The sequence below is a fragment of the Streptomyces sp. AC558_RSS880 genome, from assembly GCF_019049255.1.
Lineage (GTDB): Bacteria > Actinomycetota > Actinomycetes > Streptomycetales > Streptomycetaceae > Streptomyces.
In genome coordinates this window covers 1-24,964 of the sequence record NZ_JAGMUJ010000021.1, presented here as the reverse complement: position 1 = coordinate 24,964, position 24,964 = coordinate 1, and the positions used below count along the sequence as shown (strand labels likewise).

The window sequence follows — 24,964 nt, the reverse complement described above, 5'->3', positions numbered from 1 at the left end:
TGGTTTTTCTGCCCCTCGGAGCGTTAGTCTCCCGCTTGATCTACTTCGTGACCTTGATCCCCTCCAACTCGGTGGACTTCGGCGCCAGGATGGCGAACCAGTCGTAGGGGGAGTCCTTGAGGCTGTGGATGACCGGAACGTCGGCGTTCGCCTCGGTGTCCGCGGACGTACGGCCGACCTTGGTGGACGTGCCGTCCTTCCAGGTGCAGGTGACCTCCCGGGCGGTCTTGGCGACCTGGCCAAACACCAGGCGCGCGGTGGCCGTGCCGTTCCCTGGGAGCAGCGGGAGCGAGACGGTCCCGTGCTCGCCGCCGGTCAGGACGTCGTCCTCGGGTAGCACCAAGTTCCCGATCTGAGTGGTCTTCGCCTCTTCACCGGTGACCCGGTGCACGAAGTGCGCGACCTTGCCCACCAGTTCGGAGGCTGTGGAGACGTCCGGGTGCTCGCCGAACTTCGCCATGGCCGCCAGGGTGGACTGGGCCTCCGCCGTGTCCGCCGGAGCCTTCCACACGTCGATGTACACCCTCCACGGCACTCCCGCGTCGGTGCCGCTCGCCAGGGTCGTCCGCATGTGCGGCTCGGATGCCTCCGCGCTGGCGACCGGCTGGCTCGCCGACGACACCCCCCGTTCCCCGTCACCGGACAGCCCGTTCAGTGCCAGAGCCCCCGTGGAGCCGGCCACGACCAGGGTGGTGGTCGCCACGACCGCCCAGCGACGGGCCCTGCGGCGGCGGCCGCCGCGAATCAGCGCCTGGGCGGGGGCTGTGCCGATCCTCACCTCGTCGGCGGCTTCGGCCAGCAGGAAGGCGATGTCGTGCTGTGTCATGTTGTGGCTCGTCTCCCAGTCCGCGCTCTTCACGTTCGTCCTCCCTGCGTCACTTTCTCCGCCAGTCCCGAAACGGCGCGCAGCTTCGCGATCCCCTTGGCTGCGTTGCTCTTCACCGTGCCGACCGAACAGCCCATCGCCTCGGCCGTCTGTGTCTCAGTGAGGTCCTCCCAGTAACGTAGGACTACTGCTTCCCGCTGCCGTGCCGGCAATTGGGCCAGCGCCTTCAGCAGCGTGTGACGGTCGTCGGCCTGGGCGATCCGGTCACCGGTGTCGGCCACCTCGTGTGTCAGGCCCGCGTCCCCGCTCCTGGGCAACAGGAACTCCCGCAGCTTCCTTCGATATCTGCGGGCATGCGCGTTGATCATCACTCGTCGCACATACGCCTCAGGGGCGTCGGCCAAGGCGACCCTGTGCCAGGCCACATAGACCTGCTCCAGCGTCGACTGGACCAGATCCTCCGCAGCGTGCTGCTCACCCGTGAGCAGAAATGCCGTGCGCATCAGGCGCGGCCAGCTACCGACGACGAAATCGTGGAACTCTCGGTCCCCGACCTGCTTTCGAACCCCCATGAGCACCTCCCTCCTAGATGTTCAAAAGAGTCCATACGAAGCCGAGACCGTTGCCTCACCACGGAATCTTCTTCCGCTTCGCACAAACGCTCCTTTCCGAGAGCAAGATCAATAATGGGCCGCCGGATCGCCGCCGGACCCAGATTCGCTCTCACAACCCGCTCTCACTGAAAGCGGCACGGATCCCGTTCTGAGACTTGCATTGTGCGAAAATTCGGGGCCATGACGAGCCCTCAGCACCCCTCCCCGGCGGACCGGTCGGACGCCGACGCCGTCGAGGCTCACGCCTGTCCGAAGTGCGAAGCCCAGCCCGGATCACCGTGCCGCTCGCGCGGCGGCGCGGTCGCCTCCGCCTACCACACCCGCCGCTTCACCCGCGTGCCCCGGCTGAAGAAGGCACTGCGCGTGCCGACTCCGGCCGACCGCGCACCGGGCCGGCCGTGGCGGCCGGGCACCCCTCCCCCCGCACCGGTCGATCCGGCCCTGCCGAGCGCGGACATCCGCATCGGCTACGCCCGCTGCTCCACCCTCGGCCAGGAACTCGACTCCCAGCTCGACGCCCTCGCCGGGCACGGCATCCCCCGGGACAAGATCTTCGCCGAGAAGATCAGCACCCGCATCCGCGTACGCCCGAAGTTCGAGGAGGCCCTCCGTACGGCGCGGGAGGTCAAGGCCCACGCCCCGCACTGCCGGGTCATCTTCACCGCGTACGAGATGAAACGACTCGGCCGTGACGCCGCCGAACTCACCGCGCTCGCCGACCACCTCACCGCCCACGGTCTCATCCTGGAGATGCTCGCCGGGCCACTGCCCGGCATCTACGACCCCACCGGCCCGGGGAAGCTGCTGTTCGCGTTCTTCGCCGCGATGGCGGAGACCGAGCGGGAGAACATCCGCGAATCGACGCTGGAGGGGCTCGACACCGCGGCCCGCAAGGGCAAGCACGGCGGCCGGCCCCCGGTCATCACCGACGACATGCTCCACACCGTGCTGCGGCGCCGCGCGGGCGGTGAGTCCGTCGAGCAGATCCAACCCGACCTGATCATCCCCACCGGCAAACGCAAGGGACACAACCCCTCGGCGGCCAGCATCTACCGGGCCCTCGCCGAGCACGCCAAGCGCGAGGCATACCCCGAAGCCGTCGAGCAGGCCCACGCCGACTTCGCCGCCAGCCGGACCGCGACGGTCCCCGAGCCCCGCCCCGACACCCCTGACCGAGCGTCACTCTGATCACAGAGAGCCACTTGTCACTTCGCGGCAGCTTCGGGAGGACAGGACCGAGAACCCCAGCCCAGGGCCATGATCAATCTCAGCGCTACATCCTGTACCGCAACTACTCAGACCCGGAGGCGTCGGGGTTGAGTGCTGGTGAGATCGCGCGGAGGGCGACCGCTACCCACCTGTCTGCCTGGGGCGCCGAGTACGCATCGAAGGAGGCGCGGAGGGCCGTCCCCCTCTGCCGTCTTCCCGAGACTTTCCGCCCAGCACTCGCACCAGTAGCCGCGGGTGGGCTTGTCCATCAGCACGGGTGGGCTCCCGGTCGGGTGTCGGTGAAGAGTTCCGCGATGACGGTGTAGCCGCTCTGGGTGCTGTGGACCACCACCCGGTGAGCCTGGCGATGCAGCAGAGCAGGATGCGGTGGCCTCGTGTGTCGCGAGGACCGTCGTCGTGGAGCCGGGTGGACGTCCAGCCGACGGTTTCAGCGTCGAGCATCGCCATGTCGATGAGTGCTGGTGCTGTGACCAGGACCGTCTGCCGGGCGGCTGGTCAACACTGTGCTGCTTTGACGGCTCGGGGAGCGCTCACGGGATCATCACGGGATGAGTGAGATCATCTTGATGTCGGATCCGCGGGTCTCGGCCATTCCTGTGCGTGAGTGCGGTGAACCGCTGGTCGATATCCGGAGGAACAGTCCGCTCCTTGTGGATTCGCGGAAGCAGGGCGACTCGGACGCCTTCTTCTATCTGCGTCGAGGGGTGCTGGAACGGCTGGTCCAGGCGCAGGAGCGACTGCCGGACGGTCTGCGGTTCCTGGTGGTCGAGGGGTACCGTCCCCCGGTGCTGCAACGCCGCTATTTCGAGAAGTACGCGAAGAGACTGCGAGCCGAGCAGCCGGGGTGGTCCGACGAGCAGGTCCGGTCGGCTGCGAGCCGCTTCGTCTCCCCACCGGACATCGCGCCGCACAGCGCGGGTGCGGCGGTGGACCTGACACTCGCGGACACGGACGGCCGCGAGCTGGACCTGGGCACGCCCATGAACGCGACTCCGGAGGAAAGCGCCGGCGCCTGCTACACCGACGCCACCGGGATCAGCGGGCAGGCGCGTACGCACAGGGACACTCTGGGGCGCGCGCTGACGGACGCGGGGTTGGTGAACTACCCGACGGAGTGGTGGCACTGGTCGTTCGGCGACCGTTACTGGGCGCTGATCACGGGAGCGACAAGTGCCTGTTATGGGCCGGGTCGACAGGATGTGGGCGACTGACGCTCCGGGCTGAGCCGTATGCCGGAACAGCCCCGCACCCCTGTCGGGGTGCGGGGCTGTTCGTGTGCTTACGCCTTCCACTTCTCCCAGGACATGTTCCAGCCGTTGAGGCCGTTGTCCGGGGCGATGGTGGCGTCGTTGGAGTTCTTGACCTCCACGACGTCGCCGAGCAGGGAGTTGTTGAAGAACCAGGCGGCCGGGGCCTCCTTGTCCCAGCCGCCGCGGACGTCGCGCAAGCCGACGCAGCCGTGGCTGGCGTTGCGGTTGCCGAAGGCGTCGCCGCCCCAGTAGTTGCCGTGGATGAAGGTGCCGGAGGTGGACAGGCGCATGGCGTGCGGGACGTCCTTGATGTCGTACTCGCCGCCGTAGCCGACCGTCTCGCCGTTCATCCGGGTCACCGTCAGCTTCTCGGTGATGACCATCTTGCCGTTCCAGGTCTCGTAGCCGGGCGCGCCGGTGGTGACCGGAATGGTCTTGAGGAGCTTGCCGTCCCGCATGACCTTCATCGTGAGCTTCTTGGCGTCGACGACGGAGACCTGCTCGCGGCCGATGGTGAAGGAGACCTTCTTGGACTGCTCGCCGTAGACGCCGTCGCGGCCCTCGACCCCGTCGAGGTTGAGGTCGACGGTGACCTTGGTGCCGGCCTTCCAGTACTTCTCCGGGCGGAAGTCGAGGCGGTCGTTGCCGAACCAGTGGCCCTCGACCTCGACGGCCGGCTCGGTGGTGATGCGGATGGCCTTCTCGACGTCCTCGGGGTTGGTGATGCCCCGGGTGAAGCGGAGCGAGAACGGCATGCCCACGCCGACCTTGGAGCCGTCCTCGGGGGTGAAGGTCCCGACGAAGGTGTTCTTCGGCGTCAGCGTGGTGAAGCTGGAGTCTTCGGCCGCGGTGCGGCCCTCGGAGTCCTTGGCGACCGCGTGCACCGTGTACTTGGTGGCGGCGGCCAGGTGGGTGGACGGCGTCCAGGTGGCGCCGTCCCCGGATATCTCTCCGTCGATCCTGTCGCCGTCCGGGTTCTTGACGACGACCTCGGTCAGCTTGCCCTTGCTCGCACTCACCTTCAGCGCGCCGCTGGTCTCGACGGACTTCGCGCCGTCCTCGGGCGCGATGCCGACCACGGCCTCGGACTGCTTGCTCTGCGCGGCGGTGGAGTCCTTGCCCTTGCCCTTGCCGTCGCCCGAGCCGGTGCCCGACTCCGCCCCTCCGCCGCAGGCGGTCACCGCCAGCATCACGCCGAGCGCCAGCGCCGCCAGCTTCCTGCCGCCTCGCCCCCGCGCACCGACCGGCGCCGCCCCCGATATGGGCCCCACGTTCACTTGTTTCTCCCCTCGGCGGACCCAGTCCCTGCCGGATCCGCGCCCCCGCGCGCCCCTCGCGCGCTCGGGCATAGTAACCACAGGCCAGAGGGGTTCGAGGCGGCGGGTTTGTCACCGTTCCGTTCCAAGTTCAACGGCCCGCCGAAGGAGTCACTTCACCGCGCTGCCCGCCTTCCAGTTCCTCCAGTCCATGTTCCAGCCGCCGAGGCCGTTGTCCGGGGCGACCTCCTTGTCCTTGCTGTTGACGACCTCGACGACGTCGCCGATGAGGCTGCGGTCGAAGAACCAGCCCGCCGGGGTGTCCGCCCCGCCGCCCTTCACGTCGCGCAGACCGATGCAGCCGTGGCTGACGTTGGAGTCGCCGAAGACGTCGGTGTCGGCCCAGTAGTTGCCGTGCAGGAAGGTGCCGGAGCTGGTCAGGCGGATGGCGTGCGGGACGTCGGGGATGTCGTACTCGCCCTTGCCGTCGTCGTCGGTGAAGCCGACCGTCGCGCCGTTCATGCGGGTGACCTCGAGCATCTCGGTGATCACCATCCTGCCGTTGTACGTGGGCGTCTTCCGCGTGCCCGCCGTGATCGGCACGGTGGCCAGCAGCTCCCCGTCCCGTCGCACGCGCATGGTGTGCGCGGAGGCGTCGACCACCGACACCTGGCTGCGGCCGACGGTGAAGGTGAAGGTGCGGTGCTGGAGACCGTAGACGCCCGGCGCTCCCTCGACGTCACGCAGGTTCAGGGAGACGGTGACCCGGGTGCCGGGCTTCCAGTAGTGCTCGGGTCGGAAGTCGAGGCGGGAGCCGCCGAACCAGTGCGGGCGGATCTCGACGGCCGGGCGGGCGGTGACGCGGACGGCGCGTTCGACGGCCGCGCGGCGGGTGATCTTCCGGTTGAACTCCAGGGAGACGATCATGCCGGTGCCGACGGTGGAGCGGTCCTCCGGGGCGACGTAGCCGATGAAGCGTTCCTCCGGGACGTGGGTGGTGAAGGTGGTGTGCCGGGCGGAGCGGCGGCCGTCGCCGTCCACGGCCACCGCGTCGACGGTGTACTTCGCGGCCAGCGCCAGCCGTTCGTCGTCGGGCTTCCAGGTCAGCCCGTCCCCGGAGATCCGCCCGGGGACCCGCGACTCCCGCGCGTCCCGCTCCACGACGACCTTCACCGACTCCAGCCGCCCGTCCGGCACCCGCACCCGCAGCGCCGAGCCGGGGCGTACGCCCTTGCTGCCGTCGTCGGGCGACACGCGGATGACGTCCTCGGCGGCCGGGGGCCCGAACGCCCCGCCGACGGTGCCGTCCGCGGTGCAGCCGGCGGTTCCGGTCAGCAGTCCTGCCCATGTCACTACGGCGGCCAGCACGGCCCTCGCGCGCCGTGCGCGCCCTTGTACGTACCTCACGCGGTGCCCAACGACGGGCCTCGCCTCCGGGAAACGACCATGCCGCCCCCGGGGAAACGTGAGTGCGAGGCACCCTCTGGGCAGAACAGTGGGAGGACGACGCGCCGGGGAGCCGCGGCCGGAGCCGATGACAAGTGCCCCGCTCCCCTGTCCGCCGTCGTCCCCACGAGCCGCGGGAGGCTGACAGGTGTCCAGCGCAGCCGAGCAGGAGGCGGTGGCCTCAGGGCGGGCCACCGGGAACGGGCGCCCGGCCGCCGTCGTGAACGGCGCGCGGCCGGCGCCGCCCGTGCCCACGGTGCCCGTGCGGCCGGGTCGGCCGACGCCGCTGGGTGCCCGGTTCCGGGTCGGCCCGGACGGGGTGGCGGGAACCAATTTCGCGTTGTGGGCGGGCGGGGCGGAGGGGGTCGAGCTGTGCCTGTTCGACGAGCGGGGCAGGGAGAGCAGGGCCCGGCTCACCGAGCTGACGCACGGGATCTGGCACGGTTTCGTGCCGGGTGTGCTGCCCGGTCAGCGGTACGGCTACCGGGTGCACGGCCGCTGGGACCCGTGGACGGGCGCCCGCTGGAATCCGGCGAAGCTGCTCCTCGACCCGTACGCGCGTGCCGTGGACGGGGACTTCTCGTTGCCGCCGGAGGTGTACGGGCACGTCCGTGACTGGCCGGAGCAGCATGTCGCGGACACCGTGCGCGACGACCGGGACTCCGCGCCGTACGTCCCCAAGGGCGTCGTCGTCCACGACGACGACGACTGGGCGGACGACCACCGGCCGAAGACGCCGTGGGCGGACTCGGTGATCTACGAGCTGCACGTCAGGGGCTTCACACAGCTGCATCCCGGCATTCCCGAGGAGCTGCGCGGCACCTACGCCGGTCTCGCGCACCCGGCGGCGGTCGAGCACCTGGTGCGCCTCGGCGTGACGGCGGTGGAGCTGCTGCCGGTGCACCAGTTCGCGCACGAGGACCACCTGTTGCGGCGGGGGCTGCGCAACTACTGGGGCTACAACTCCATCGGCTACTTCGCCCCGCACGCCGGGTACGCGGCCTCCGGGACGAGGGGGCAGCAGGTCGGCGAGTTCAAGCGGATGGTGCGCGCGCTGCACGCGGCCGGCATCGAGGTGATCCTCGACGTGGTCTACAACCACACCGCCGAGGCGGGCGAACTGGGCCCCACGCTCTCCCTGAAGGGCGTCGACAACCGCGGCTACTACCGCCTCCAGCCCGACGCCCGCAGGTACGCCGACTACACCGGCTGCGGCAACACGCTCCACGTCGTCCAGCCGCACGTCCTGCGCCTGATCACGGACTCCCTGCGCTACTGGGTGACCGAGATGGGCGTCGACGGCTTCCGGTTCGACCTGGCGGCGGCGCTGGCCCGCTCGATGCACGACGTCGACATGCTGTCGCCGTTCCTCGCGGTGATCGCGCAGGATCCGGTGCTGCACCGGGTGAAGCTGATCGCCGAGCCGTGGGACGTGGGCTCCGGGGGCTACCAGGTGGGGGCGTTCCCGCCGCTGTGGACGGAGTGGAACGACCGCTACCGCGACGCGGTACGGGACTTCTGGCGGCACGCGCTGCCGGACGTGCGGGAGATGGGCTACCGGCTGTCCGGGTCCAGCGACCTGTACGCCTGGGGCGGGCGGCGGCCGTACGCCTCGGTCAACTTCGTCACCGCGCACGACGGGTTCACCCTCCGGGACCTGGTGTCGTACGACCGCAAGCACAACGAGGCCAACGGCGAGGGCAACCGGGACGGCACGGACGACAACCGGTCCTGGAACTGCGGCGCGGAGGGAGAGACGCGGGACGAGGACGTACGGGCCCTGCGGCGGCGGCAGCTGCGGAACCTGCTGACCACGCTGCTGCTGTCGACGGGCGTGCCGATGCTGGTCGCCGGCGACGAGATGGGCCGCACCCAGCGCGGCAACAACAACGCCTACTGCCAGGACAACGAGACCGGCTGGGTGGACTGGAGCCTGCTGGACGACCCGGACTGGCGACCGCTGTTCGAGCTGACCTCCCGGCTGATCGCCCTGCGCCACCGGCACCCGGTGCTGCGCCGCCGGGCCTTCTTCTCCGGCCGCGCGCACTCCGCGGACGGGCTGCGCGACCTGGCCTGGTTCACCCCGCGCGGCACGGAGATGACCGAGGACGACTGGTACGCGCCGGCCGCCACGCTCGGCATGTACCTCTCCGGGCGGGACATCCCGGGGCGCGACGAGCACGGGGACCAGATCCTCGACGACAGCTTCCTGGCCGTCCTGCACGCGGGGGAGGGACCGGTCGAGTTCGAGCTGCCGGGGCCGCCGTGGGCCCAGCGGTACGAGGTGGTCGTGGACACCGGACGGGAGGCGCAGGCGGAGGCGCCCGGCGTGGAGCACCGGGCGGGAACGACGGTCACGGTGCCGGGCCGGACGGTGCTGCTGCTGCGGGTGCGGACCTGACCGCCCGTGGCACACGAACGGGTATCGGCCGATCGGCTGACGCGCGCGTACGGCTTTCCCGTAGCCGCAGGTCGTAGGACCAGCGGCGGAGGGTGGTCCGGTCGAAACTCGGTGGGCAGTGTCAGCGGCGATCCGTAGGCTCGCTGCTGATGCCCACTACACCTTCTCCCCCGGAATCCCGCTCCGTCGTGCGCACGCTGCTGCGGCTGTGGCCGTATGTGCGTCCCGTGCGGGCGCGGCTGTTCAGCGCCGCGTTCATCGCGATCGTCGCCTCCTGCATCGGGCTGGTCATCCCGCTCGTCCTGAAGTGGATGGTGGACGGGCCGATCGCCGACCGGGATCCGGCGGGGGTGTGGCTGGGCGCGCTGTACCTGCTGCTGCTCGGGCTGGCGGAGGCGCTGCTGTTCGGGTTCCGGCGGTGGCTGGTGGCGCGTCCGCTGTCGCACGTCGAGGCGGAGATGCGGGCGGGTCTGTACCGGCATCTGCAGCGGCTGCCGGTCGCGTTCCACGACCGGTGGCCGTCGGGGCAGTTGCTGTCGCGGGCCACGACGGATCTGATGCTGCTGCGGATGTTCCTGGCCTTCCCGCTGACGTTCCTGCTGGTCAACGGGGTGACGATTCTCGTCGGCGTGATCATCATGCTGATCCAGGACTGGACGCTGGGGCTGGTCATCCTGGTGCCGGCCGTGCCGGTGCTGGTCACGTGCGTGGTGTTCGAGAAGCGGTACTCCGGGGCGGCGCGGCTGGCGCAGGACCAGGTGGGTGATCTGACGACGGTGGTCGAGGAGAGTGTGCTCGGCATCCGGATCATCAAGGGGTTCGGGCGGCACCGCAGTCAGGCGCGGGCGTTCCGGGAGCTGTCGGGGGAGCTGCGGGGGACGGAGCTGCGCAAGGCGCGGCTGCTGGCGACGATCCTGGGCGTCATCGTGACACTTCCCGAGCTGGCGATCGGGGCGGCGCTGGTGCTGGGGGCCGTGCGGGTGGCGGACGGGTCGCTGTCCGCGGGGACGCTGGTGGCGTTCCTGTCGACCGCGCTGGCGCTGCGGTGGCCGGTGGACTCGATCGGCTTCCTGCTGGCGATGAGCCAGGAGGCCGCGACGGCCACGGAACGGTACTTCGAGGTCATGGACGCGGAGCCGGAATCCTCCGCAACTGCGGGCAGTCGTGCCGCTGGGGCGATGGGGGTCCCCCCGCTCGAACGAAGCCGAGAGTGGGGGAGGGTGGGCGCAGCGGCACCTCGCAACGCCGAGCGGCGTAGTCAGCCCCCGGGGGAGTCGCGCAGCCCGGCGCTTACGGGGCGCCGTCCGCGCCCACCCGTGCCGCCCAAGCGGCACGACTGCCCGCGGGATGGCGGGGACGGCCTGATTTTCCACGGCGTCAGCTTCCGCTACCCGGACGCGCCCTCTGACACGGCACCCGTGCTCGACCGCATCGACCTCCACATCCGCCCCGGCGAGTCCCTCGCCCTCGTCGGCGCCACCGGCAGCGGGAAAACCACCCTCACCGCCCTCGTCCCGCGCCTCCACGAAGTCACCGAGGGCCGCATCACCCTCGACGGGACGGACATCACCGAGATGTCCCGCGAGGAGCTGCGCTCCCGCGTCGCCGTCGCCTTCGAGGAGCCGACCCTGTTCTCGGCCAGCGTCGGCGAGAACGTGCTGATGGGTGGCGGAGCCGGGGAGGACGATCTCCACCGCGCCCTCGCCGTCGCGCAGGCCGACTTCGCGCACGCGCTGCCGCAGGGCGTGGACACCCAGGTCGGCGAGCAGGGACTCAGCCTCTCCGGCGGTCAGCGGCAGCGGCTCGCGCTGGCCAGGGCCGTCGTCGGACGGCCCGACTTCCTGGTCCTCGACGACCCGCTCTCCGCCCTCGACGTGCACACCGAGGCCGCCGTCGAGGCGGCCCTGCGCCGGGTGCTCGCGGACACCACCGCCCTCATCGTGGCCCACCGCCCCTCCACGGTCCTGCTCGCCGACCGTGTCGCCCTGCTCTCCGGCGGCCGGATCACCGCGGTCGGCACCCACCACGAACTGCTGCACGACAACCCCGAGTACGCGCACCTCATGTCCGGCGCCCCCGCGGGGAACCAGGAGGACGACGAGCGATGACGGCGACCACCACCGCACCCGCCCGGGACGAGGACGACGACCGGACACCGACGTCCGACGACCCCTTCGACCAGGACCAGCTGCCCACTCCCCCGGGCGCCACCGGCGTACTGCTGCGTTCCCTGCTGTCGCCCATGCGGGGCAGGGTCGCCGTCACCGCGCTGTTGCTGCTGCTCCAGCAGGCCGCCGTGCAGGCCGGCCCGCTGCTGGTGGCGTACGCCATCGACCGGGCCGTGCCCGCGTTCCGCGGCGACGACAACGGGCCGCTGATCGCGGTGGCGGTGGGTTACCTGCTGTGCGCGGCAGCGGCCGGCGCGCTGCAGTACGGGTTCGTCACCGCCTCCGCCCGGGTCAGCCAGGACGTGCTGCTCGATCTGCGCGGCCGTATCTTCCGGCACGCGCAGGCCCTCAGCGTCGACTTCCACGAGCGGTACACCTCGGGCCGCCTCATCTCCCGCTCCACCACCGACGTCGAGTCGCTGCGGGAGCTGCTGGAGGAGGGCCTGCAGGAACTGGTGATGGTCATCCTGTCGGCCGTCTACATCTCGGTGCTGCTGCTCTGGCTGGACCTCGGGCTCGGGGCCGTCGCGGTGGCGTCCTTCGTGCCGCTGTACCTGCTCGTGCGGTCGTACCGGCGGCGGGCGGGGCGGGTGTACCGGAAGCGGTCGACGGCCATCGCGGCGGTGATCGTGAAGTTCGTCGAGACGATGAACGGCATCCGGCCGGTGCGCGCCTTCCGCCGGGAGGCCGCCAACGACGCCGACTTCGCGGTGCTGAACCGGCGGCACGAACGGACCAACGGCGACGCGCTCCTTGAGATGGCCCGCTATGTCGTCGGCTCCCGGATCACCGCCAACACCACCGTCGCGCTGATCGTGCTGTGGGGCGCCCACCGGGTCGCGGACGGGGCGCTGGAGCTGGGTGTGCTGGCGGCGGCGGTGCTGTACCTGCGGCGGCTGTACGACCCGATCGACCGGCTCGGCATGTTCCTGAACTCCTACCAGTCGGCGGCGGCCTCGCTGGAGAAGATCGCCGGCCTGCTGGCCCAGACCCCGTCCGTGCCCGAGCCGACGTCCCCCCGGGAGCTCCCGGAGCGGCGCCCCGGGCTCCCCGGCCGCGAGGTCGTCTTCGACGACGTCCGTTTCGCCTACCGCACCGGCGGCGAGGTGCTCCCCCGCTTCGGCCTCACCCTCCCGGCCGGGCAGACCGTCGCGGTCGTCGGCTCGACCGGCGCGGGCAAGTCGACGCTGGCGAAGCTGCTCGCCCGCTTCTACGACCCCACCGACGGCCGGGTGCTGCTCGACGGGGTGGACCTGCGCGACCTCACGGGACGTGATCTGCGGCGCGAGGTGGTGATGGTGACGCAGGAGGCGTTCCTGTTCTCCGGGACGGTCGCCGAGAACATCTCGATCGGCCGGCCGGACGCCACCCGTCAGGAGATCGAGCAGGCGGCGAAGGAGATCGGCGCGCACGACTTCATCGCCGCCCTGCCCGACGGCTACGACACCGACGTACGCAAGCGGGGCGGCCGCATCTCGGCCGGTCAGCGCCAGTTGGTCGCCTTCGCGCGGGCGCTGCTGGCGGACCCGGCGGTGCTGATCCTCGACGAGGCGACCAGCTCGCTGGACATCCCCGGTGAGCGGGCGGTGCAGCGGGCGATGGCGACGGTGCTGAAGGGCCGTACGGCGGTGGTGATCGCGCACCGCCTGTCGACGGTGGAGATCGCGGACCGGGTGCTGGTCATGGAGCACGGCCGGATCGTGGAGGACGGCGGTCCGGCCGAACTGATCGCCGGGACGGGCAGGTTCGCCGATCTGCACCGGGCCTGGCGGGACAGTCTGGCGTAGACGCGACGGCGCACAGGGGGGAACGAGCGGTGATCGACGCGTACGAGGACCCCGGCACGCCCGACCGCCGGGGCGGGGCCCGCTACCTGTGGTGGCTGGTGCTGCGGCAGCCGGGGCGGTGTGCGGCGGGGGCGGTGTTCGGCAGTGTGTGGATGGTGTTGCTGGCGGTGACGCCGTACGCGATGTCGCGGGCCGTGGACGACGGGCTGGGGACGGGGGACATGGGGGCGCTGGCGCTGTGGACCGGTGCCCTGTTCGTCGTGAACGGGTTCAACTCCTGGCTGAGCGTCATGCGGCACCGCACGATGACGCGGGTGCGGATGGACGCCAACTTCCGCACGGTGAAGGTGGTCGTGGGGCAGACGGTGCGGCTGGGGGCCTCGCTGGAGCGGCGGACCGGGGCCGGGGAGGTCGTCACCATCGGGGTGGGCGATGTGCAGACGATCGCCATGGCCCTGACGGCGGTCGGGCCGGGGATCGGTGCGGTCGTGGCGTACCTGGTGGTGGCCGGGCTGCTGCTGTCGGTGTCGCCACTGCTGGCGGTGGTGGTGCTGCTGGGGGTGCCGGTGATCGGCCTCGCCGTGGGGCCGCTGGCGGGGTGGCTGCAGGGCACGGAGACGGAGTACCGGGAGCGGCAGGGCGTGCTGACCGCGCGGATCGGGGATCTGGCGGGCGGGCTTCGGGTGCTGAGCGGGCTGGGCGGGAAGCACCTGGTCGCCGACGCGTTCCGCCGGGACTCGGGACGGCTGCGGGAACAGGGTTACCGGGTCGGGGCGGTGACCAGCTGGATGCAGGCGCTGGCCGCGGGGCTGCCGACGCTGTTCCTCGCGGGGGTGACCTGGATCGCGGCGCGGCAGGCCGCGCAGGGGCACATCAGCGTGGGCGAGCTGGTGTCGGTGTACGGCTATGTCGCCGTCCTGGTGTGGCCGGTGATGTTCCTCATCGAGTGCGGTTACCAGCTGAGCCGGGGTGTGGTGGCCGCCCGGCGGGTGACGGCGCTGCTGCGCCTCGAACCGCCGACCGACGCCGCCACCGTCGACCCGCCGGCCGAGCCGTCCGTGCTGGAGGACCCGGAGTCGGGGGTGCGGGTGCCGCCGGGCCGGCTGACCGCGCTCGTCGCCGCGCGTCCCGCCGACGCGCTCGCCGTGGTGGACCGCCTCGGGCGGTACGCGCCGTCGGCGGTCACCTGGGGCGGGGTCCGGCTGGACGAGGTCGCGCTCGGGCGGGTGCGGGAGCGGATCCTGGTCGCCGACCCGGAGGCCGATCTGTTCGCCGGTCCGCTGCGGGAGGTGGTGGCCGGGCGCGGGGACCCGTCCGACGAGGAGGTGCTGCGGGCGCTGCGCGCGGCCGCCGCCGACGACATCGTGCAGGGGCTGCCCGAGGGACTGGACTCGGTCGTGTCCGCGCAGGGCCGCAGCCTCTCCGGCGGTCAGCGGCAACGCGTCCGGCTGGCGCGGGCGCTGCTGGCCGACCCGGAGGTGCTGCTGGCGGTGGAGCCCACCTCGGCGCTCGACGCGCACACCGAGGCCACGGTCGCGGACCGGCTGCGCGCGGCCCGGAAGGGACGTACGACGCTGCTGGCCACCACCTCGCCGCTGGTGCTGGACCGGGTCGACCGGGTGCTCTTCCTGGCCGACGGGAAGGTGGTGGCGAGCGGCGGCCATCGTGAGCTGCTCGACACCGAGCCCGGGTACCGGGAGCTGGTGGCCAGGGACGCCGACGAAAGCGCCGCCGAGGAGGTCGTGCGTTGAGCGGGGAACGACTCCCCCTCGCCGGGCCCGCCGATGTGCGCCGGGCGTCGGTGGAACTGGTGCGGGCGGACGGGCGGGCGTTCGCCGGCGTACTGGCCCTGAACGCGCTGGCGGCCGTGGCGGGGCTGGCCGGGCCCTGGCTGCTGGGGCGGATCGTCGACGAGGTGCGCGACGGGGGCGGGGTGGCGGTGGTGGACCGGCTGGCACCGGTGATCCTGCTGTGCGCGGTCACGCAGTTGCTGCTGTCCCGCTGGGCCCGGTACGTGGGGCACCGCTTCGGGGAGCGGGCCCTGGCCCGGGTGCGGGAACGGTTCGTGGACCGGGCACTGGCGCTGCCGTCGTCGGTGGTGGAGCGGGCGGGCGCCGGTGATCTGACGGCCCGGGGGACGGCCGATGTGACCGCCGTCGGTACGACGCTGCGCGACGCCGGGCCCTCGCTGCTGGTCAACGGGGTGCAGTCGCTGTTCGTGATGGTGGCGGTCGTCGTGGTGGATCCGCTGCTCGGCGCCCTCGGGCTGCTGTGTCTCACGCCGATCTGGCTCGCGGTGCGCTGGTATCTGCGCCGGGCCCGGGACGCCTACCTCGCCGAGGGTGCGGCGAACTCGGACGTGGCGGAGATCGTCGCGGCGACGGCGGCGGGGGCCCGCACGGTGGAGGCGTTCCGGCTTCAGGAGCGGCGGATCCGGGCGAGCCGGGAGGCGCTGGAGACCTCCCGCCGCACCCGGTTCCACACCCTCTTCCTGCGCACGGTGTTCTTCCCGGTGATCGAGGTGTCGTACGCCGTGCCGGTGGCCGGGGTACTGCTGGTCGGCGGGGTGCTGCACGAGCGGGGCGCGGTGAGCCTCGGGGCGGTGGTGAGCGCGTCCCTGTACCTGCTGCAGTTGAGCGGGCCGCTGGACGAGGTGCTGATGCGGGTCGAGCAGTTGCAGAGCAGCGGGGCGTCGTTCGCCCGGGTGGAGGGGCTGGCCCGGGCACCGCGCGCGGCCCGGCGGGGCGACGGTCCGGATCCGGCCGACGACCGCATCGACGTGACCGGGGTGCGCTACGCCTACGACGGGGGCGTCGAGGTGCTGCGCGGGGTCGATCTGACGGTGACGCCGGGCGAGCGGCTGGCGGTGGTGGGGCCGTCCGGGGCGGGCAAGACCACGCTGAGCCGGCTCCTCGCGGGCGTGGACGCGCCGACCTCGGGGAGCGTGACCGTGGGCGGGGTGCCGGTGTCCGGTCTGGACCCGGAGCGGCTGCGCCGGCAGGTCGTGCTGGTCACCCAGGAGCACCACGTGTTCCTGGGATCGGTCCGCGACAATCTGCGCATCGCCGAACCGTCCGCCGGGGACGAGGAGTTGTGGGCGGCGCTGGCCGTGGTCGGCGCCGAGGCGTGGGTGCGGGAGCTGCCGGGAGGGCTGGACGCCGAGCTGGGCGAGGGGGGCCACGCCACCGACGGTCCGCAGGCCCAGCAGCTCGCGCTGGCGCGGGTGGTGCTGGCCGATCCGCACACGCTGATCCTCGACGAGGCCACCGCCCTGCTCGACCCGACGACCGCCCGGCACACCGAGCGCGCGCTGGCGGCCGTCCTCCGGGGCCGTACGGTCATCGCCGTCGCGCACCGGCTGCACACCGCGCACGACGCCGACCGCGTGGCCGTCATGGAGGACGGCCGGCTGACCGAACTCGGCACGCACGACGCCCTGGTGGCGGCCGACGGCGCGTACGCGGCGCTGTGGCGCTCCTGGCACGGGGACCGGCCCGCACCCCTCCCGTAACGGTTCGGATATCGAACGTTAACACCCGGACAACGAACGGTTTCCGGCCAAAGTTATGACGCGCTCCTGACAAGAACCGCGATTCCCTGCCACTCTTCCCACGGCCGCTCCACAGCAACCCCACCGCGACACCCACCGCTGTCCGGCGGCCACGGCTCAGAGCACTTCCGTTCTGCCCGGCCGGCCCACCCGCCGTCCGGTCCTCCCCAGGCCGCGCGATCCGCGGCCACGCAGAAGGAGTCCGCGTTGAGAAGCAGGTCGTCCCACAGACGCACCCCCCACACCACGCACCGCCGCGCCGCCGCCGTCGCCCTCGCCGGGGTGGCCGCGCTGATCGCCACGGCCGTGCAGTCCGGCAGCGCCACCGCCGCCCCCGAGCAGACGCCGGCGGCCGCGAGCAAGGCGAAGCCGGGTTCGGAGTCGGTCCGGCTCACCCCCGCCCAGCGCGCCGCGCTGATCCGCGAGGCGAACGCCACCAAGGCGGAGACCGCCGAGGCCCTCGGTCTGGGCGAGAAGGAGAAGCTCGTCGTCCGTGACGTCCTCAAGGACCGCGACGGCACCGTGCACGTCCGCTACGAGCGCACCTACGACGGCCTGCCCGTCCTCGGCGGCGACCTCGTGGTCCAGGGCGACACGGCCGGCGAGGCCGACGCCGTCGTCAAGGCCACCCGCGCCGCCGTGAAGCCCGCCACCACCACCGCGAAGCTTCCGGCCGCGAAGGCCGAGCAGCAGGCCCTGTCCGCCGCGAAGGCGGAGGAGGCGAAGGGCGCCGACGTCGACCGCGCCCCGCGCAAGGTGATCTGGGCCGCCGGGGGCGAGCCGGTCGTGGCGTACGAGACGGTCGTCGGCGGGCTCCAGCACGACGGCACCCCGCAGGAACTGCACGTCGTCACCGACGCCACCACGGGCGAGAAGCTGTACGAGTGGGAGGCCGTCCAGAACGGAACCGGCCACACCGTCTACAGCGGCACCGTCACCCTGGGCACCACCCAGTCCGGGTCGTCGTACAACCTCACCGACGGGGCGCGCGGCGGGCACAAGACCTACAACCTGAACCGGGGCACCTCCGGCACCGGCACGCTGTTCTCCGGCTCCGACGACGTCTGGGGCGACGGCAGCCCGTCCAACCTGGAGTCGGCCGCCGCCGACGCCCACTACGGGGCCGCGCTGACCTGGGACTACTACAAGAACGTGCACGGCCGCAGCGGCATCCGCGGCGACGGCGTGGCCGCCTACTCGCGGGTCCACTACGGCAACAACTACGTCAACGCCTTCTGGTCCGACAGCTGCTTCTGCATGACCTACGGCGACGGCTCCGGCAACGCCAACCCGCTCACCTCGATCGACGTCGCCGCGCACGAGATGACCCACGGTCTGACCTCGAACACCGCGGGCCTCAACTACAGCGGCGAGTCCGGCGGCCTCAACGAGGCGACCAGCGACATCTTCGGCTCGACCGTCGAGTTCTACGCCAACAACTCCTCCGACGTCGGTGACTACCTCATCGGCGAGGAGATCGACATCAACGGCGACGGCACCCCGCTGCGCTACATGGACAAGCCGAGCAAGGACGGCGCGTCCAAGGACAGCTGGTACTCCGGCATCGGCTCGATCGACGTCCACTACTCGTCCGGCCCCGCCAACCACTTCTTCTACCTGCTGAGCGAGGGCAGCGGCACCAAGACCATCAACGGTGTCACCTACGACTCGCCCACCTCCGACGGCCTCCCGGTCACCGGCATCGGCCGCGCCAAGGCGGAGAAGATCTGGTTCCGCGCGCTGACCACCAAGTTCACCTCCACCACCAACTACGCGGGCGCCCGCACCGGCACCCTGGCGGCGACCGGTGAGCTGTACGGCACGGACAGCGCCGAGTACAAGGCGGTGCAGGACGCCTGGGCGGCCATCAACGTCGGCTCGCGCTCCGGCGACGGCGGCGGTGGCGGTACCTCCTTCGAGAGCACCACCGACGTGTCGGTCCCGGACGCCGGCTCCGCGGTGACGTCCTCCCTCACCGTCTCCGGGCGGACGGGCAACGCGCCCTCCAACCTCCAGGTCTCGGTGGACATCGTGCACACCTACAGCGGTGACCTGGTCGTCGACCTGCTGGCCCCGGACGGCACGGCGTACCGCCTGAGGAACCGCACCGGCGGCTCGGCGGACAACATCAACGAGACCTACACGGTCAACGCCTCCTCCGAGACCGCCAACGGCACCTGGAAGCTGCGGGTGCAGGACGTGGCGCGGTACGACACCGGTTACATCAACGGGTGGAAGCTCACCTTCCCGTAAACCGGACACGCAGTGCGTGAGCGGCGCCCCGCCTTTCCCCAAGGCGTGGGCGCCGCCCTACTCTTGGGTCCCATGTCTTCGGCGGACTTCACCTACGACCACGTCGGCGGGACCCGGGAACCCGGTTTCTGCCCTCCCGGCTTCCACCCGATGCGCGTCCGCACCCGCCTCGGCGAGGGCGAGGCGGTCTTCCGGCAGGCCGCTCAGGCGCTGCTCACCTGGGAGCTGCACCGGGAGCTGGGGGTCGGTGTCGAGACCGCCGCCGACCGCGCGGCCCCGGACGTCGACGTCACCATCACCCTCGCCGGGGTCGTGAAGGCGCCCTGCCGGGTGGTGTGGACGGTGGAGGAGCACCGCAGGGCCGGCTGGGCGTACGGCACCCTGGCCGGGCACCCCGAGTGCGGCGAGGAGTCGTTCGTCGTGGACCGCACCGGTGACGGGACGGTGTGGCTGACCGTGGAGGCGTTCAGCAGGCCGGCCCGCTGGTACTCCCGCGCGGGCGGCCCGGCCACCCGCGGCCTCCAGCACGCCTACGCCCGCCGCTGCGGCAAGGTCCTCCGCCGCCTGGCCACGCGGGGCATCGAACAGGACTGACTACACGCCCCCAGCCTGCGGGCAGTCGTAACCCCCGCAGCCTGCCGACCCCCACAGCCTGCGGGCAGTCATGCCGCTGGGGCGGCACGGGTGGGCGCTGGGGGTACCCCCTCTGGGGGAGGCACCCCCAGCGGGCAGCACCCCGGTCGGTCGCCCCCGCCTCCCCTTCCCGTCCCTGGGGGCTGCGCCCCCAGACCCCCATCGGCCCTGAACGGGCCTCGTCCTCAAACTCCCCCAGAGGGGGCACCCCCAGACGGGCTGACAGCACCTCACCGCATCAGCAGCCCCGCCCCCTCCGCCACGTCCTCCGACGGCACCGCCACCAACCCCAGCTCCGCCCCTGACGCCAGCAGCCGGTGCCCGGGCAGGATCCGCACCGTGTACCCGAAGGGCCCCGTCCGGTCCAGGGCCAGCGGCCCCTCGTACACCCAGCGCCCCTCCGGATCGGGCGCGCCCACCGGCTTCAGCGGCACCGCCGCCGCATCGGTGATGCGGTCCTCCTCGTCCACCCGCCCGGAGACCGCCTGCACCTCGACGTCCTCCGGTTTCAGACCGCCCAGCCCCACCCGCACCCGCAGCGCGAGCGTGGTGCCGAGTTCCGCGGTGGCCGCGGTCACCGATGTCTCGACGTGGTCGACGGTCACCCCGTGCCAGGCCGCCCGCACCCTCGCCTTCCACCCGGCGAGCGCCCGCGCGGAGTCCGGGTCCATCGCACGGTGCGCGTGCGCGGCGGGTGCGTACAGCCGCTCCACGTACTCCCGGACCATCCGCCCGGCCAGCACCTTCGGGCCGAGCAGGCTCAGCGTCCGGCGCACCATCTCGATCCACCGGTCCGGCAGCCCGCCGCGCCCCCGCTCGTAGAAGCACGGCGTGATCCGCTGCTCCAGCAGGTCGTACAGCGCCGCGGCCTCTATGTCGTCGCGCCGGTCCGGGTCGGTGCCCACCCCGTCGGCCGTCGGGATCGCCCAGCCGAAGTCGGGCTGGAACCACTCGTTCCACCAGCCGTCGAGCACGGACAGGTTGAGGCAGCCGTTGAGCGCCGCCTTCATCCCGCTGGTGCCGCACGCCTCCAGCGGCCTGAGCGGGTTGTTCAGCCAGATGTCGCAGCCGGGGTAGAGCTTCTGCGCCATCGCCATGCCGTAGTCGGGCAGGAACACGATCCGGTGCCGTACGCGCGGGTCGTCGGCGAAGCGGACCAGCTCCTGGATGAGCCGCTTGCCGCCGTCGTCCGCCGGGTGCGCCTTGCCGGCGACCACGATCTGCACGGGCCGCTCGGGGTGCAGCAGCAGGTCCGTCAGCCGGTCCCGGTCGCGCAGCATCAGCGTGAGCCGCTTGTACGACGGGACGCGCCGGGCGAAGCCGATGGTCAGCACGTCGGGGTCGAGCACCCCGTCGATCCAGCCCAGCTCGGCCGTGCCGGCGCCGCGCTGCCGCCAGGAGGCGCGCAGCCGCTCGCGCACCTCAAGGACCAGCTGCTCCCGCAGGGACCGGCGCAGCTCCCAGATGTCCTGGTCGGCGATGTCCGCGACGGAGTCCCAGCGGTCGGAGTCGCCGACGCTCAGCGCCTCCTCGGCGCGCTGGGCGCCGATCTGCCGGGCGCCGAGCCGGAACACCTCGGGGGCGACCCAGGTGGGCGCGTGCACGCCGTTGGTGACGGAGGTGATGGGCACCTCCTCGGGGTCGAAGCCCGGCCAGAGTCCGGCGAACATCTCGCGGCTGACGTTGCCGTGCAGCAGGGAGACGCCGTTGGCGCGCTGGGCCAGGCGCAGGCCCATCACGGCCATGTTGAACAGGCCGGGCTCACCGCCGGGGTAGCTCTCCGTGCCGAGCCGGAGGATGCGGTCGACCTCCATGTTCGGCAGTTCGGCGTGCGGACCGAAGTGCCGGGCGACCAGTTCGCGGTCGAAGCGGTCGATGCCGGCCGGGACGGGCGTGTGGGTGGTGAACACGGTCCCCGCCCGGACCGCCTCGAGGGCCGCGTCGAAGTCCAGCCCCTCGGCGCGCAGTTCGGCGATGCGCTCCAGGCCGAGGAAGCCCGCGTGGCCCTCGTTGGTGTGGAACACCTCGGGCGCGGCGTGCCCGGTGAGCCCGCAGTACGTACGCACCGCGCGGACCCCTCCTATGCCGAGCAGCATCTCCTGCAGCAGCCGGTGCTCGCTGCCGCCGCCGTAGAGCCGGTCGGTCACCCCGCGTTCGCCGAGGTCGTTCTCCTCGACGTCGGAGTCGAGCAGGAGCAGCGGGACCCTGCCGACCTGGGCCAGCCAGATCCGGGCGCGCAGGGAGCGGTCGCCGGGCAGGGCGAGGGTGACCTGGGCGGGGGTGCCGTCGGGCTCCTCGAGCTGGTCCAGGGGCAGCTCGTGGGGGTCGAGGACGGGATAGTGCTCCTGCTGCCAGCCGTCCCGGGACAGGGACTGGCGGAAGTAGCCGTGCCGGTAGAGCAGGCCGACGCCGATGAGGGGGACGCCGAGGTCGCTGGCGGCCTTGAGATGGTCGCCGGCGAGGATGCCGAGTCCGCCGGAGTACTGCGGCAGGGCGGCCGTGATGCCGAACTCCGGGGAGAAGTAGGCGACGGCGGCGGGCAGCCGGTCGGTCTGCGCCTGGTACCAGCGGTCACCGGTCATGTAGGCGTCCAGATCGCCGGCGACCGCGTCGAGGCGGTCCAGGAAGTCACGGTCGCCGGCCAGCTCGGTGAGCCGCCCGGCCGCCACGCTGCCGAGCAGCCGTACGGGGTCGCGGCCGGCGGCGGCCCAGCGCCCGGGGTCGACGGAGCGGAACAGGTCACGGGTCCCGGCGTGCCAGGACCAGCGCAGATTGCGGGCCAGGTCACTGAGGGGGCGCAGGGGTTCGGGGAGCACGGGTCGGACGGTGAATCGACGGATCGCCTTCACAAGCCACCTCGGCGGGTTCGTGAGAGACGCGGTGTGCGTCCGGGCATCGCTGCCGACAGTACCGGCGCGGACACGAACCGCGCGGGAAGCCGGGGGACACGGGTACCTCCGTACCCCCAACCAAACGATTCACCTCATGGCGGATATGGCCGATTCCGCCCCCATAGGCGTCCTTGTCGCGCTTCACCCCACACGAGACGCTTCCCCTTTGGCGCACCGGCCCGCGCCGGACGCGCCGAGTGGAGGAGGGGAACTCGGACCATGTCACGGACGCGAAGGCGGCGTCCGCGTCGGGCGGGGGTCATGACGGCGGTGCTGTGCACCGCGGCGGTCTCGGCCGCCACCCTGCCCGCGCACGCCGCACCACAGGGACGGATACTCGGCGCCGGGGCACCCGGCTCCGTGACCGGCAGTTACCTGGTGACGCTGGAGGAGGGGACGGCGGCCCGCTCGGCGGCGGGCAGGGACCTCGCCGAGGGGTACGGGGCGAGAATCAGCCACACCTACGGCACGGTGCTCAACGGGTACGCCGTACGGGCCGACGCGAGACAGGCCGGGCGCCTGGCCGCCGACCCGCGGGTCGCCTCGGTCGTCCAGGACACGCGCGTCGCCCTGGACCACACGCAGAGGAATCCTCCGTCCTGGGGCCTGGACCGGATCGACCGGCGCGGTCTCCCGCTGGACAGGCGCTACGCCTGGCCGGAGCCGGCGGGCGCCGGGGTGACGGTCTACGTGATCGACACCGGCGTACGGACCACGCACCGGGACTTCGCCGGACGGGCCCGTCACGGCTGGGACTTCGTCCAGGACGACCGGACCGCGCAGGACGGCAACGGACACGGCACACACGTCGCCGGGATCGTCGCGGGCACCTCGTACGGGGTCGCCAAGAAGGCGCGGATCGTCTCCGTGCGCGTCCTGGACGACGCCGGCTCGGGCACCACCGCCCAGGTGATCGCCGGCATCGACTGGGTCACCCGGAACGCGAGGAAGCCCGCGGTCGCCAACCTCAGCCTCGGCGGCTTCCGCAACGCACAGCTGGACGCCGCCGTCCGCACCTCCATCGCCTCCGGTGTCACGTACACGGTCGCCGCGGGCAACGAGGGCGGGCCGGCCGCGCTGTACTCACCGGCGGGCGTGAAACAGGCCGTCACGGTCGGCGCGACCGACCGGCAGGACAAGAAACCGGCCTTTTCCAACTTCGGTTCCACCCTCGACCTGTTCGCTCCGGGGGTCTCCATCACCTCGGCCTCCGCCGCGAGCGATACCGCGCGGGCCGCCCACTCGGGTACGTCGATGGCGTCCCCGCACGTGGCGGGCGCGGCGGCGCTGTATCTCGCCGAGCACCGGCGGGCGACCCCGGCCCAGGTGGCGAACGCGCTGGTCAAGGGCGCGGCGAGCGGGAAGGTGGCCGGGCGCGGGCTCGGTTCGCCGAACCGGCTGCTCCAGGTTCCGCGCGCGTAGCGGCATCCGCGCGGGACCGCCGGACACCGGCCGCCGGGACGGCACCGGCGGCCGTGGGAGCGGGCCCACCACGGACCGGCTCCGTCCCGCGCGGACGGGGCCGGTCTTGTGTGTCGACATACGCGTGAGTAGTTAACAAAGTGCCGGATTGCCCACCCGAACAGTGTGGGAAGGCTCCTGCGGGTACCCCCTCAGCAGCACCACGCAGGACCCACCTCCCCACAGTCATCCGCCCACCCACGTTGACGCGGACAGGAGCGGTCATGCCCGCCAAGCACCACTCGTCATCCCCCCCGACCCCAGGCTCCCGCACACCCGCGAAGCGCGGCGCCGGATCCCCTCCGGTCCGCCCGGTCGAGACCGGTCCCCCGTCGGCGTCCTCCTCCGTGACGCCGGCTCCCGCGCGCCCGTCCACGGGCCCCGCGACCGCCGTGGGGCGCATTCCCGTCCTCGACGTCCGGCCGATGGTCCAACAGGGGCGGCGGCCCGCGAAGGCCGTGACCGGTGAGACGTTCGAGATCTCGGCGACCGTGTTCCGGGAGGGGCACGACGCGGTCGCCGCCGATGTGGTGCTGAAGGACCCGGAGGGACGTCCGGGGCCGTTCACGCCGATGCGGGAGCTCGCGCCCGGCACGGACAGGTGGGGGGCGACCGTCACCGCCGGGGAGCCGGGGCTGTGGACGTACACCGTGGAGGCGTGGGGCGATCCGGTCACCACCTGGCGGCACCACGCGCAGATCAAGATCCCGGCGGGCATGGACACCGAGGTCGTCCTGGAGGAGGGCGCCCGGCTGCACGAGCGGGCGGCGGCCGGAGTGCCCGACTCCGGGTCCAGGAGCGTCCTCCTCGCCGCCGTGGACGCCCTGCGCGACGAGAGCCGTCCGGCGGCGTCCCGGCTGGCGGCGGCGTTGACGCCGGAGGTGGACGCGGTGCTGGCCCGGCACCCGCTGCGGGAGCTGGTCACCAGCAGCGACCCGCTGCCGCTGCTGGTGGAACGCGAACGGGCCCTGTACGGCTCCTGGTACGAGTTCTTCCCCCGCTCCGAGGGCACCCCCGCCCGGCCGCACGGCACCTTCGACACCGCCGCCCGCCGCCTCCCGGCGATCGCCGCGATGGGCTTCGACGTCGTCTACCTCCCGCCGATCCACCCGATCGGCACCACCCACCGCAAGGGCCCCAACAACACGCTGAACGCCGGCCCCGACGACGTCGGCGTGCCCTGGGCGATCGGCTCCCC

Annotated in this window: 16 protein-coding genes; 11 read left to right on the top strand and 5 right to left on the bottom strand. The window is 72.2% G+C overall.

Annotation, left to right across the window (positions count from 1 at the left end; all coding sequences use genetic code 11):
* Window positions 1-40: 40 nt before the first annotated feature.
* The gene (locus KUM38_RS08225) at window positions 41-859 is read right to left on the bottom strand and encodes a hypothetical protein (protein WP_308408925.1); all 819 of its coding nucleotides are present in this window, start codon (window positions 857-859) and stop codon (window positions 41-43) included.
* The gene (locus tag KUM38_RS08220; protein ID WP_217128627.1) at window positions 856-1,398 is read right to left on the bottom strand and encodes a SigE family RNA polymerase sigma factor; all 543 of its coding nucleotides are present in this window, start codon (window positions 1,396-1,398) and stop codon (window positions 856-858) included. Before KUM38_RS08220 ends, KUM38_RS08225 begins: the two co-directional genes overlap by 4 nt.
* A 222-nt stretch (window positions 1,399-1,620) precedes the next feature.
* Here KUM38_RS08220 and KUM38_RS08215 point away from each other — a divergent pair, with 222 nt between their 5' ends.
* Both KUM38_RS08215 and KUM38_RS08210 read left to right on the top strand, forming a co-directional pair.
* On the top strand, window positions 1,621-2,628 hold the full coding sequence (locus KUM38_RS08215; protein ID WP_217128626.1) for a recombinase family protein: 1,008 nt from the start codon (window positions 1,621-1,623) through the stop codon (window positions 2,626-2,628).
* 590 nt (window positions 2,629-3,218) lie between these two features.
* The gene (locus KUM38_RS08210; protein ID WP_217128625.1) at window positions 3,219-3,881 is read left to right on the top strand and encodes a M15 family metallopeptidase; all 663 of its coding nucleotides are present in this window, start codon (window positions 3,219-3,221) and stop codon (window positions 3,879-3,881) included.
* Between the two features lie 68 nt (window positions 3,882-3,949).
* Here the strand turns inward: KUM38_RS08210 and KUM38_RS08205 are convergent, their stop codons facing one another.
* Entirely contained in the window at window positions 3,950-5,197 is a 1,248-nt protein-coding gene (locus KUM38_RS08205; RefSeq protein WP_217128624.1) for an Ig-like domain-containing protein, read from the bottom strand.
* A gap of 150 nt (window positions 5,198-5,347) precedes the next feature.
* On the bottom strand, window positions 5,348-6,583 hold the full coding sequence (locus KUM38_RS08200; RefSeq protein WP_217128623.1) for an Ig-like domain-containing protein: 1,236 nt from the start codon (window positions 6,581-6,583) through the stop codon (window positions 5,348-5,350).
* Between the two features lie 187 nt (window positions 6,584-6,770).
* Between KUM38_RS08200 and glgX the strand changes: the two genes are divergently transcribed.
* From glgX to KUM38_RS08165, 7 genes are all read left to right on the top strand, one after another.
* Entirely contained in the window at window positions 6,771-9,023 is a 2,253-nt protein-coding gene (gene glgX, locus KUM38_RS08195; RefSeq protein ID WP_217128622.1) for a glycogen debranching protein GlgX, read from the top strand.
* A 149-nt stretch (window positions 9,024-9,172) separates the two neighbouring features.
* Entirely contained in the window at window positions 9,173-11,131 is a 1,959-nt protein-coding gene (locus KUM38_RS08190) for an ABC transporter ATP-binding protein (RefSeq protein WP_217128621.1), read from the top strand.
* On the top strand, window positions 11,128-12,978 hold the full coding sequence (locus KUM38_RS08185; RefSeq protein ID WP_217128620.1) for an ABC transporter ATP-binding protein: 1,851 nt from the start codon (window positions 11,128-11,130) through the stop codon (window positions 12,976-12,978). The genes KUM38_RS08190 and KUM38_RS08185 overlap by 4 nt, the downstream gene beginning before the upstream one ends.
* 29 nt (window positions 12,979-13,007) lie before the next feature.
* The gene (locus KUM38_RS08180) at window positions 13,008-14,729 is read left to right on the top strand and encodes an ABC transporter ATP-binding protein (protein ID WP_217128619.1); all 1,722 of its coding nucleotides are present in this window, start codon (window positions 13,008-13,010) and stop codon (window positions 14,727-14,729) included.
* Window positions 14,726-16,489 (top strand): ABC transporter ATP-binding protein, encoded by a 1,764-nt coding sequence (locus KUM38_RS08175; protein WP_217128618.1) that lies wholly within the window; start codon window positions 14,726-14,728, stop codon window positions 16,487-16,489. Before KUM38_RS08180 ends, KUM38_RS08175 begins: the two co-directional genes overlap by 4 nt.
* A gap of 246 nt (window positions 16,490-16,735) precedes the next feature.
* Complete coding sequence (locus KUM38_RS08170; RefSeq protein WP_217128617.1) at window positions 16,736-18,781, top strand: M4 family metallopeptidase; 2,046 nt, start codon at window positions 16,736-16,738, stop codon at window positions 18,779-18,781.
* Window positions 18,782-18,853: 72 nt separating this feature from the next.
* Window positions 18,854-19,375: a DUF1990 family protein gene (locus tag KUM38_RS08165; protein ID WP_217128616.1), complete on the top strand. Its 522-nt coding sequence runs from the start codon at window positions 18,854-18,856 to the stop codon at window positions 19,373-19,375.
* A gap of 269 nt (window positions 19,376-19,644) precedes the next feature.
* Here the strand turns inward: KUM38_RS08165 and KUM38_RS08160 are convergent, their stop codons facing one another.
* Window positions 19,645-22,263, bottom strand: coding sequence for a glycosyltransferase family 1 protein (locus KUM38_RS08160; RefSeq protein ID WP_217128615.1), 2,619 nt, complete (start codon window positions 22,261-22,263; stop codon window positions 19,645-19,647).
* 261 nt (window positions 22,264-22,524) lie between these two features.
* Here KUM38_RS08160 and KUM38_RS08155 point away from each other — a divergent pair, with 261 nt between their 5' ends.
* Together KUM38_RS08155 and KUM38_RS08150 are read left to right on the top strand one after the other, a co-directional pair.
* The gene (locus KUM38_RS08155; protein WP_217128614.1) at window positions 22,525-23,727 is read left to right on the top strand and encodes a S8 family peptidase; all 1,203 of its coding nucleotides are present in this window, start codon (window positions 22,525-22,527) and stop codon (window positions 23,725-23,727) included.
* 263 nt (window positions 23,728-23,990) lie between these two features.
* On the top strand, window positions 23,991-24,964 hold a 974-nt coding region (locus tag KUM38_RS08150; protein WP_217128613.1), incomplete at its 3' end, for a maltotransferase domain-containing protein.

Coding starts and splice junctions, on each gene's coding strand:
- KUM38_RS08220 (WP_217128627.1), bottom strand. CDS start 1,398: ATGGGGGTTCGAAAGCAGGTCGGGGACCGAGAGTTCCACGATTTCGTC.
- KUM38_RS08215 (WP_217128626.1), top strand. CDS start 1,621: ATGACGAGCCCTCAGCACCCCTCCCCGGCGGACCGGTCGGACGCCGAC.
- KUM38_RS08210 (WP_217128625.1), top strand. CDS start 3,219: ATGAGTGAGATCATCTTGATGTCGGATCCGCGGGTCTCGGCCATTCCT.
- KUM38_RS08190 (WP_217128621.1), top strand. CDS start 9,173: ATGCCCACTACACCTTCTCCCCCGGAATCCCGCTCCGTCGTGCGCACG.
- KUM38_RS08185 (WP_217128620.1), top strand. CDS start 11,128: ATGACGGCGACCACCACCGCACCCGCCCGGGACGAGGACGACGACCGG.
- KUM38_RS08165 (WP_217128616.1), top strand. CDS start 18,854: ATGTCTTCGGCGGACTTCACCTACGACCACGTCGGCGGGACCCGGGAA.
- KUM38_RS08155 (WP_217128614.1), top strand. CDS start 22,525: ATGTCACGGACGCGAAGGCGGCGTCCGCGTCGGGCGGGGGTCATGACG.